Here is a 9,777-nt window from a genome sequence, read left to right as displayed (position 1 = left end):
ATACGCGCCGGTCGTGGCCACCGCTTCGGTCGGGTGCCGGCACGTTCTACCCTGGTTGAAGCCCACAAACGCCGGCCGAGTAGATAGCGATCACCGTGACCCGTCCCGATCAGTCCTCCACACCGCCGTCCGACGCGACCCCGCAGCATCGGTACACCGCCGACCTCGCCGGGCAGATCGAGCAGCGCTGGCAGGAGCTGTGGCGCGAGCGCGGCACCTTCCACGCGCCCAATCCGGTGGGAGAGCTCGCGGGCGAGGTGCCCGCCGACAAGCTGTTCGTGCAGGACATGTTCCCGTACCCCTCCGGATCGGGTCTGCACGTCGGTCACCCGCTCGGCTACATCGCGACCGACGTCTACGCGCGGTTCCACCGCATGCAGGGCCGCAATGTGCTGCACACGCTGGGCTACGACGCGTTCGGTCTGCCCGCCGAGCAGTACGCGGTACAGACGGGTACGCATCCGCGCACGACGACCGAAGCGAACATCGCGAACATGAAGCGGCAGCTCGGCCGCCTCGGGCTCGGACACGACGAACGCCGCTCCGTCGCGTCGACCGACGTCGAGTTCTACCACTGGACGCAGTGGATCTTCCTCACGATCTACAACGCCTGGTACGACACCGCTGCCGGCAAGGCCCGGCGCATCTCCGAACTCGAGACCGAATTCGCCGACGGCACGCGCTCTCTCGACGACGGCCGCGACTGGGCAGCGCTCACCGAGAGTGACCGCGCCGCGGTGATCGACTCGTACCGTCTGGTGTACCGGTCCAATTCTCTCGTCAACTGGTGCCCCGGGTTGGGCACGGTCCTCGCCAACGAAGAAGTGACCGCCGACGGCCGGTCCGAGCGCGGTAATTTCCCGGTGTTCCGGAAGAACCTGCGGCAGTGGATGATGCGCATCACCGCGTACTCCGATCGGCTCATCGACGACCTCGAATACCTGGACTGGCCCGACAAGGTCAAGGCCATGCAGCGCAACTGGATCGGACGCTCGCACGGCGCGCAAGTGAAGTTCGCTGTCGACGAACATGATTCGAATATCGAGGTGTTCACGACTCGCCCCGACACCCTGTTCGGTGCCAGCTACGTCACGCTCGCCCCCGAGCACGCGCTGGTCGACGAGATCGTCGCCGCGTCCTGGCCCGTCGATGTCGACGCGCGCTGGACCGGCGGAGCGGCATCACCCACCGAAGCCGTTGCCGCCTACCGGGCTTCGATCGCCGCCAAATCCGACCTCGACCGTCAGGAGTCGAAGGACAAGACCGGTGTGTTCGTCGGGGCCTACGCCGTCAACCCGGTCAACGGCGAGAAACTGCCGATCTTCATCGCCGACTACGTGCTCACCGGCTACGGCACCGGCGCGATCATGGCCGTACCCGGCCACGACCAGCGCGACTGGGAATTCGCGACCGCGTTCGGGCTGCCGATCCGCGAAGTCATCTCCGGCGGCGACGTCACGACGGAGGCGTACACCGGCGACGGTGTGCTCGTGAACTCCGACCACCTGAACGGGCTCGATGTCGCCGACGCGAAGAAGGCGATCATCGCGAAGCTCGAGGAGTCCGGGTCCGGAACGGGCACCATCCAGTACAAGCTGCGCGACTGGCTGTTCGCGCGCCAGCGCTACTGGGGCGAGCCGTTCCCCATCGTCTACGACGCCGACGGCGCTGCCCATGCGCTGCCGGAATCGATGCTGCCGGTGGAACTTCCGGAGGTCGAAGACTACGCGCCGGTGTCGTTCGATCCGGACGACGCCGACTCGGAGCCGTCCCCGCCGCTTGCCAAGGCCACCGACTGGGTCGACGTCGAACTCGACCTCGGCGACGGGCTGCAGCGCTACACCCGCGACACCAACGTGATGCCGCAGTGGGCGGGCAGCTCCTGGTACCAGTTGCGGTACATCGACCCCACCAATTCGGACGAGTTCTGCGCCATGGAGAACGAGGCGTACTGGACCGGACCGCGCCCCGAACTGCACGGTCCGAACGACCCGGGCGGCGTCGATCTCTACGTCGGCGGCGTCGAACACGCCGTGCTGCACCTGCTCTACGCTCGGTTCTGGCACAAGGTGCTCTTCGATCTCGGCTATGTCACCTCGTCCGAGCCGTACCGCCGCCTGTTCAATCAGGGATACATCCAGGCCTACGCCTACACCGATTCGCGCGGTGTGTACGTGCCGGCCGAGGAGGTCGTCGAGCGGGACGGCAAGTTCTACTGGACCGGGCCCGACGGTGAGCAGGAAGTCAACCGCGAGTACGGCAAAATGGGCAAGTCCCTCAAGAATGCTGTTGCGCCCGACCAGATCTGCGAAGACTTCGGCGCCGACACCCTCCGTGTGTACGAGATGTCGATGGGTCCGCTCGACCAGTCGCGACCCTGGGCGACGAAGGATGTCGTCGGTGCCCAGCGATTCCTGCAGCGCGCGTGGCGGCTCGTGATCGACGAGGAAACGGGCGAGCTGCGGGTCACCGAGGACGATCCGGGCGAAGACACGTTGCGGGCTCTGCACAAGGCCATCGCGGGCGTCTCCGACGACTACGCGCACCTGCGCGACAACACCGCCGTCGCCAAGCTCATCGAGTACACGAACCACCTCACCAAGCAGTACCCCGCCGGTGCCCCCCGAAGCGCCGTCGAGCCGCTGGTGCTGATGCTCGCCCCGGTCGCCCCGCACCTCGCGGAAGAGCTGTGGTCGCGGCTCGGTCGTACCGAGTCCCTGGCCCACGGCCCGTTCCCCGTGGCCGAGGACAGGTGGCTCGTGCAGGACACCGTCGAGTACCCGATCCAGGTCAACGGCAAGGTCCGTAGCCGCATCACGGTTCCGGCCGATGCGAAGCCCGATGCCATCGAGGCGGCAGCGCTGGCAGACGAAAAGATCGTCGAGATGCTGGGAGCTGCCGCGCCGCGCAAGGTGATCGTGGTACCCGGGAAAATGGTCAATGTCGTGAAATAGGTCCGACGTCGGCAAAACAGCCGGCCTCGACCCCGACACAAGCAACGGACCCCGGCGCGATCGAATCGCCGGGGTCCGTTGCTGTGAGACGGCAGCCTCACCTACGCGAGCCGTTTCAGTTCTGCCGCTTCGCCTTTTCCTTATCGGCCATCTTGTCGAGGTTGTCCGCGCGCTCTTCGGCCTCCTTGGCCTCGAGCTGCTTGGCGACGGCCTCCTTCAGATCGATCTTGGCCGGCTCGGAAGCCTGCTTCTCGGCCTCTGCAATGTCGGCCTGCTTCTTCTTCGCTTCGGCCTCGGCGGCCTGCTCACGCTGCTTCGCCTGCTGCTCGGCGCGCTGTGCGGCCTTCGCTTTGCGCTCCTCGGCCTCGCGCGCGGCGGTGCGCTTACGCTCCTGCTCGCGGATGCGGGCCTGCTCCACCTCGCGCTTCTCGGCTTCCTGCGCGGCACGCTGCTGGTCGGCGGCGCGCGCCCGCTCCTCGCGGAGTTCGGCATCGGCGGCTTCCTTCCGTGCAGCAGCCTCCCGCTCGAGCTTCTCCGCTCGGGCGACGGCATCGGCGCGTTCGGCCGCGGCAGTGCCGCGTTGCGCAATCTTGTCGTCACCCAGCACACCGCCGACAAGGCCGTCGAGCGCGCCCAGACCGCGTTCGTACATCTGGCGGGCCGGGGCTTCCGCGGGCAGATACTTCATCTGCTGTTCGATCAATGCCAACGGGAATCTGGCGACGCGGTACTGCAGTCGCAATACGGTGCGGGGCAACTCGACGAGGTTCATGGGTGTCTCCGATTCTGCATTGCTCGGTGCTCTGTACATCGTGGTGGGCAAGGACCCTCAGCGGTCCGTTTCGTCGAGGACCTCGCCGAGGGCGTCGGCTTTCCGCCGCTCCTCCTCGGCTCGGCGGCGGGTCTCGGCGGCGTCGTCGACCGCTTCACGGTGTTCTTCGCCGGCCTGAGCGACCGCCGCGCTCGCGCCGGCTGCCGAGGCATCGGCGCGGACCCGGGCGCGGGCCTCTTCGGTTTGCGCTTCCCTGGTGGCCGCGGCGCGTCGCGCTTCGAGACGCTGCTGCTCCTCCTGCTCGGCGACGCGCTTCTGCGCTTCCCCCTCGTGGCGTACCGCCTGCTTGGAGGCTTCCGCGCTGCGGCGCACGGCGTCGCGTTCGTCTTCGGCTGTTTCGCGGACCTCGCCCAGTTCCTCGGCGGCTTCCTTGGTCTGTTCCCGGGCCAGGGCCTCGCCGGTTTCGGCGTCTCGGCGTTCCTGCGCTTCTGCCTGCTGGAACCGGCCCTCGGCGGTGAGCGAGTCGTTGCCGGTCACGGCACCTGCGACTTCTTTCGCCTTGCCTTTGATCGAGTCCAGTAATCCTTCGCGGGCCTTGTCGGACGTGTTCTCATCATTCATGGAGGTCGCCTCCTTCCGTGACGGGCCAGGTGGGGTGTCGCGCCCGGAGGTGGGATAACCGTTATGGCCCGGAGTCAATCCTTCAGCGTGTATGTAGGGGCCGGAGCCGCCGCTTCACGTAGCCGGAAGGTGGCGGTGCACGAAATCGAGGACGTCGCTCAGCACCTCGTCGCGGTTCGTTTCGTTGAAGATTTCGTGCCGCGCGCCCGGATAGATCTTCGAGGACGAACCGCTGCCCGCGAAGGTCGACCAACCCGCCGACGTACCGTCGATCGGGACGAGCCGATCGTCCTCTCCGTGCAGCCACAACACCGGCACCGTGTCGATCGGCCCGGCGCCGCCGATGGTGTCCAGGCAGATCTTCAGCGCTTCGACGGTGCGGCGTTTGAACGGGCCGTGCCAGACGAGAGGGTCTTCCACGTAGGCACGCCCGACGTCCGGATCCCGCGAGAGGGTGGACGGATCGATCGGCGTGTCGGGTATTTCGGGCGCAGCGAGCAGTGTGTCGACGGTGGCCCACGTGCCGAGGACCGGATCGGAGAGCACCACGGCGGCGAGATCGGCACCGTAGCGCTGCGCGTAGCGGGCGGCGATCATTCCGCCCATCGAGTGGCCGACCAGCACGACGGGAAGGTCCGGATGCTCGCGCCGCGCGGTCAGCTCGAGGAGGCGGACGTCGTCGACCACGGTCTCGAAGTCGTCGATCAGGACCCGCTCGCCGCTGCTGAGACCGTGACCGATGTGGTCGATCGCGTACACCGCGGCACCGTCTGTGACCAGGCGCGTTGCGACGTATTCGTAGCGACCGCTGTGCTCACCGTAGCCGTGGCAGAGCAACGCGATCCAGCTCGGTTCGGCGGGTTCCCAGCGGCGAGCCGCGAGAGTGCCGATGTGCCCTTCGACGGTGAAAGCGGTGGCTTCGCTCATCGACACTCCTGTCGTGCTGACGTCTGCGCCCGTGCAGGGCGTAAGCATGGCAGGGCTGAGCATTGCACGCCGAGGGCGTGAGCGGATCGAATCGACCGTGGAGACATCGAGACCTGAGGCGTAGAACAGGCACTGCCCGAGATGCCCGGCACCGACTCGGTGGACACAATTCGCTCACCGACAGTGTTGGTGCACAGCTATTTCCGTTCGGTCCATTCGAGATGGGGCGGGCGGGGGCGTCCCGATAACCCGTGGCGGCACCCACCGTGCGGGCCGGGCGGCTACCGATCGGCGGGGCCGAAGAACGCCGTGACCTCGTCGATGGTGAACTGGTCACGCAGTCGGCAGGCGGAATTCTGGTTGGCGAACAGACCCGGTATGCGCAGCGCCTGGGTGCGGTCGACGGTGTGCTCCCAGGCGACGGGCAGGATCCATTCCCTGTAGTCCTCGTCCGGGTCGGGATCGGGCACCTCGCGCCCGTACGGGCCGACGAGGTCGAGGCTGCGAAACGCCACGGACCCTCCGTCGATTATTAGGACGGCGTGGTCGGCGGGCGCAGCCGGCGCGGTGACCGTGCCGACTCCGGCGTAGCCGACCTTGGGGATGTAGGCGAAGACGCGGCCCCCGACGGGAACCTGTCGGAGGCTGTCGGAATACCACTTGCGGCCCCCGGCGGAGACGAAACCATAGCGCTGGGCGTCATCCCAATTCCGGGACTTGTTCGCCTCCCCGAAGCTGACGTACCAGTCCCGTCCGTTCCAGACCGACTGACCGCGTGCCGTATCCGTCGTCATTGCCACCGGTTTCCTGCCCTTCTTCTGCCCGGCGCGGCACAGGTAGGGAGCTGGGCTCGCGCCGTCTGCGCCCCGAGGCAGGACCACACTCTGCTTCATCGACGTGCGCAGTCTCGCACAGGATCCGGACCCTGCTGCGACCGGACTCGGCCCTCGTCACCGCGCGACTCTCCTCAACGGCTCGAGCGGCGTCCCTGTACCGGATGGGGGGCCGAGCTTTCGGTCCCGCCGGGAACGGTCGAGCCGTGCGATCGGATCGTCGGGTCGCGCGCCCATGCAGCGGAGCACCTCCCAGGTTCAGGGTTCACGCTCCAGAAGCGCAGGCAGCGCATGATTCCCGGCTGATGTGGGTGGGTGTTCCCGAGGTCCGCCCGCCGCCCGAACAGGGCGTGTCGATGAGCATGGACAAGCAGAAACGGCCAGGATAACGGGCATGGACAACCCGCCCCGGCTGACCGTCGCCCATCCGGACGCCCTCGCCGTCGCCGACACCGTCCTGCCTGACGACTGGCAGCCGTCCGAGGACGCCCTGCTTGCCTTGTCGATCGCCCTTGATCTCGACGTCAACGCCGCCACTGTGCAGTTCGTCGACCGGTATCGGGGCAAGCGGTTGTCCGAGGCGACCCCGGCCGAAGCTCCGCTGACGTCATGGCTGCACCTGTGGTGCGTCGCGCTCGTACTCGAGGATGGACGCCGGCAGGTGAGGTTCCACCAGCAGATAAGGGCGACCCTGGCGCAGATCGAGGCGGCACACGAGATCGGGAGACAGATCGATCAGCAGGAACACGAGGCTGGTCCGCTGCGGCTGACGGTGATCGAGTGAGTGACACTTCGCCGACGGTGCACCACTCCCGTCTGTTGCCCTGACTGATGCCATCCGCTCGACCCCCACTCCCCCGGGTGTGCCGCTCGCCCACGGCTCGACCAGGTCGGCGCCGCTCGCCCCCTGTTCCTGTACCTACCGGTCAAAACCTACTGGTCAACGCCCCCGCCGCGGAGGATGCCGTCGAGGACGTCGACGAGTGGCCCGGACTGGCCGATGAGGGCGAGTTCGATCGACAGCAGCATCGCGTTCTTGCGGCGCATATGGTGGCGCTGGCGGCTGGCGAAGAACTCGCCGGCCATCCGCTGGTCCTGGTGGCGGTCGATGCGGTCGAGGAGTTCCGCGAGTTCGTGGATGGTGACCTCGACGGTGCCCAGGGTGGGGTTGCCGTGTTCGGCTGCGCGGGCGACGGCCTGGGCAAGGCGGTCGCGGAGGTCACTGAGAAGCCGGTTGTCGACGTCGTGGGGGTCCTGGTCGCCGGTGGGGGTGTCGTCGCTGGTCACGGCCTCGAGGATAGGGCGGGGCGGGGATATGACCTGTAAGGGGGGCGCGTCTGGCGAGCGGTGTCGACGGCCCGCAACCGGGCGTCCGTGTCGGGAATGCCTGTGCGCCGTCGCCTTGTCCGGCGGCGGGGTCGGCGGTGACCCTGGTCGATGGAGGAGCGTTGGACTACTCTCCCGAGGTAGAACACGTTCTAATCAGGAGGGGTATCCATGGCGCAGACCCGTGAGGCGATCCGAGCCACCATCGAAAGTTACGTCCGCGCGGTGGCAAAGGGAACGGTCGACGACATCCTGGCGCTCTACGCACCGGGCGCTACCGTCGAGGACCCGGTCGGCACGCCGGTGCGCACCACCGACGCGGAGATTCGCGAGTTCTACGGGATGGTCGAACCTCTGACCCAGACCGGTGAGGTCCTCACCGTCAAGATTGCGGGGAACAGTGCGGCCTTCCTCTTCCGCCTCGTCACGCACCTCGGCGAGCAGGACATTGTGATGGAGGTCGTCGATGTCATGACCTTCGACGAGGACGCGAGAATCACCGGCATGAAGGCGTACTGGAGCGAAGAGGACATGCAGACGGTGCCCTCGTCCTGATGCGCTCCCGCACCGTCGAGGTCGACGGTTTCACGTGGAACATTCACGACGAGGGTGCCGGACCCGCGGTCGTGCTGTGCCACGGGTTCCCGGGCCTGGGGTACAGCTACCGGCATCAGGTGAGCGCCCTCGCCGCTGCCGGCTACCGCGCGGTGGCGCCGGACATGCCCGGGTACGGACGCACCGACCGCCCGTCCTCGATTGAGGAATACACCAACGTCGCGGTCGCGGACCGACTGATCGGCCTGTGCGACGCGCTGGGTATCGAGCGGGCCGTCTTCGTCGGCCACGATTTCGGGGCGCCCGTCGCGTGGACGGTCGCGCTCCGTCACGCCGACCGGGTCGCCGGCCTGATGCTGCTCGCCGTGCCGTATGCACCCGACCGGATGCCGAGCCGCCCGACCGAGGTGTTCGCAGCGATGGCACGCAAGCACTTCCTGCACCTGCACTATTTCCAGGAAGCGGCGGTGGCGGAGCGGGAGCTCGACCCGCGCGCCCAAGAGTTCCTTCAGCGGCTGTTCTTCGCGCTCTCGGGCGCCTACCGGTACTTGGACATCTGGAAGCACCCGAGCGACGCCCACGGATATCTCGACGTGTTACCGCAGGCCCCGGAGTTGCCCTGGCACTGGCTCACCGTCGAAGAGCTGGACCATTACGGGCGGGAGTTCGCCCGAACCGGTTTCGGCGGTGGACTGTCCTGGTATCGGGCATACGACGCCAACTGGGAAGCGTCCGCCGAATACGACGGCGCCGTTCTCGATGTCCCGACGCTGTTCGTCGCCGGCACCCGCGATCCCGTTCTCACGATGTCCGGGCCCGGCGCGCTCGACAGGATGAAACAGACGGTGCCGGATCTACGCGGAATTGAATTGTTGGATGGAGCCGGACATTTCGTGCAAATGGAACGGAGGCGCGACGTCGATCGATACCTGCTGGCCTTCGCATCGGACGTGCTGACCCGGAACCGAACGGTCGAATAGCCGTTTCTGGAGGCTGCGCGGTCCTACGATGGCGACGTGGCCACCGACACCGCCGCTCGAAAATTTGGAATGGTGCTCGCGCTGACCGCGCTCGCGGTGGGTGGGTGTTCGTCGGGGGGCTCCGACCGCGCCGACCCGGTACGGCTGGAAGTCGCGACCGCGCAGGGCGAGTACCCCTGGACCGGACTGCTGGTACCGGCCCAGGTACCTGTTGCCGTCCCACCGCCACCGCGCGACGCCGTCGAGGACACCGGAGACCCTGTCGCGGCATCCGGCGGGGGTCCACCCGCCGTCGCGGGTGATCGCACCGCGCTCTACGGCGGCAGCCTCGACCGACAGTTGTGCGACCGCCGCGAACTTGTCGACACCCTCGCGTCCGACCCGGTGAAAGCCGACGCCTGGCGCGGTGTTCTGAACGTCACCGATCTACGCGAGTACATCCGCAGCTTGACGCCGGTACTTCTCCGCGCCGATACCCGGGTCACGAAACACGAATACCGTGCCGGCGAGGCCAGGCCCGTCCAGGCCGTACTCGAATCGGGGACCGTCGTGCTGGTCGACGATCGTGGCGTACCCCGGGTGCGCTGCGTGCGCGGAAATCCGTTGTCGGCGCCGGTGCTCGCGACGAAGTCGGATCTCGAGGGCCCGGAGTGGCCCGGGCTCGATCCCGAGCGGCTGTTCATCGTGCAGGCTGCCGCCGAGCCGGTGAAAGAATTGAAGGTCGTCGACATCACGACCGGCGAGTTGCTGCCGATACCCATCGGGGCGGGTTTACAGCCGCCCGCGCCCGAGCCGGACAAACCTCCGAC

At 67.4% G+C, this 9,777-nt stretch carries 10 protein-coding genes; 5 read left to right on the top strand and 5 right to left on the bottom strand.

Features of this window, described 5'->3' with window-relative positions; genetic code table 11:
- Positions 1-95 precede the first annotated feature (95 nt).
- Positions 96-2,954, top strand: a complete 2,859-nt coding sequence (gene leuS, locus Q8814_RS21540; protein WP_330154026.1) for a leucine--tRNA ligase — start codon at positions 96-98, stop codon at positions 2,952-2,954.
- Positions 2,955-3,069: 115 nt separating this feature from the next.
- On the opposite strand, the gene Q8814_RS21535 is transcribed toward leuS, so the two are convergent.
- The 4 genes from Q8814_RS21535 to Q8814_RS21520 form a co-directional block, all read right to left on the bottom strand.
- Positions 3,070-3,726, bottom strand: coding sequence for an IF2 family translation initiation factor (locus tag Q8814_RS21535; protein ID WP_330154025.1), 657 nt, complete (start codon positions 3,724-3,726; stop codon positions 3,070-3,072).
- Between the two features lie 57 nt (positions 3,727-3,783).
- Entirely contained in the window at positions 3,784-4,347 is a 564-nt protein-coding gene (locus Q8814_RS21530; RefSeq protein WP_330154024.1) for a CsbD family protein, read from the bottom strand.
- 114 nt (positions 4,348-4,461) lie between these two features.
- A complete protein-coding gene (locus Q8814_RS21525; protein WP_330154023.1) occupies positions 4,462-5,274 on the bottom strand; it encodes an alpha/beta hydrolase in 813 nt (270 codons plus the stop codon).
- A 281-nt stretch (positions 5,275-5,555) separates the two neighbouring features.
- Entirely contained in the window at positions 5,556-6,167 is a 612-nt protein-coding gene (locus Q8814_RS21520; RefSeq protein WP_330154022.1) for a hypothetical protein, read from the bottom strand.
- A 334-nt stretch (positions 6,168-6,501) separates the two neighbouring features.
- Between Q8814_RS21520 and Q8814_RS21515 the strand changes: the two genes are divergently transcribed.
- Positions 6,502-6,891, top strand: a complete 390-nt coding sequence (locus Q8814_RS21515) for a hypothetical protein (protein ID WP_330154021.1) — start codon at positions 6,502-6,504, stop codon at positions 6,889-6,891.
- A 149-nt stretch (positions 6,892-7,040) separates the two neighbouring features.
- On the opposite strand, the gene Q8814_RS21510 is transcribed toward Q8814_RS21515, so the two are convergent.
- The gene (locus Q8814_RS21510) at positions 7,041-7,394 is read right to left on the bottom strand and encodes a hypothetical protein (RefSeq protein ID WP_330154020.1); all 354 of its coding nucleotides are present in this window, start codon (positions 7,392-7,394) and stop codon (positions 7,041-7,043) included.
- A 210-nt stretch (positions 7,395-7,604) separates the two neighbouring features.
- Between Q8814_RS21510 and Q8814_RS21505 the strand changes: the two genes are divergently transcribed.
- The 3 genes from Q8814_RS21505 to Q8814_RS21495 all read left to right on the top strand — a co-directional run.
- Positions 7,605-7,988: a nuclear transport factor 2 family protein gene (locus tag Q8814_RS21505; RefSeq protein ID WP_330154019.1), complete on the top strand. Its 384-nt coding sequence runs from the start codon at positions 7,605-7,607 to the stop codon at positions 7,986-7,988.
- Entirely contained in the window at positions 7,988-8,968 is a 981-nt protein-coding gene (locus tag Q8814_RS21500) for an alpha/beta fold hydrolase (RefSeq protein ID WP_330154018.1), read from the top strand. Before Q8814_RS21505 ends, Q8814_RS21500 begins: the two co-directional genes overlap by 1 nt.
- A 36-nt stretch (positions 8,969-9,004) precedes the next feature.
- Positions 9,005-9,777: DUF6777 domain-containing protein (locus Q8814_RS21495; RefSeq protein WP_330154017.1), on the top strand; the 773-nt coding region annotated here is incomplete at its 3' end.

The organism is Rhodococcus chondri, assembly GCF_036327435.1.
GTDB lineage: Bacteria > Actinomycetota > Actinomycetes > Mycobacteriales > Mycobacteriaceae > Rhodococcus > Rhodococcus chondri.
The sequence above is the reverse complement of the archived record's forward strand: the minus strand, read 5'-3'. Positions and strand labels throughout refer to the sequence as shown.

Bases quoted from the DNA above. Each gene is read 5' to 3' on its own strand.
- Q8814_RS21505 (WP_330154019.1), top strand. From the start codon at position 7,605: ATGGCGCAGACCCGTGAGGCGATCCGAGCCACCATCGAAAGTTACGTC.
- Q8814_RS21515 (WP_330154021.1), top strand. From the start codon at position 6,502: ATGGACAACCCGCCCCGGCTGACCGTCGCCCATCCGGACGCCCTCGCC.
- Q8814_RS21525 (WP_330154023.1), bottom strand. From the start codon at position 5,274: ATGAGCGAAGCCACCGCTTTCACCGTCGAAGGGCACATCGGCACTCTC.
- Q8814_RS21530 (WP_330154024.1), bottom strand. From the start codon at position 4,347: ATGAATGATGAGAACACGTCCGACAAGGCCCGCGAAGGATTACTGGAC.
- Q8814_RS21520 (WP_330154022.1), bottom strand. From the start codon at position 6,167: ATGAAGCAGAGTGTGGTCCTGCCTCGGGGCGCAGACGGCGCGAGCCCA.
- Q8814_RS21535 (WP_330154025.1), bottom strand. From the start codon at position 3,726: ATGAACCTCGTCGAGTTGCCCCGCACCGTATTGCGACTGCAGTACCGC.
- Q8814_RS21500 (WP_330154018.1), top strand. From the start codon at position 7,988: ATGCGCTCCCGCACCGTCGAGGTCGACGGTTTCACGTGGAACATTCAC.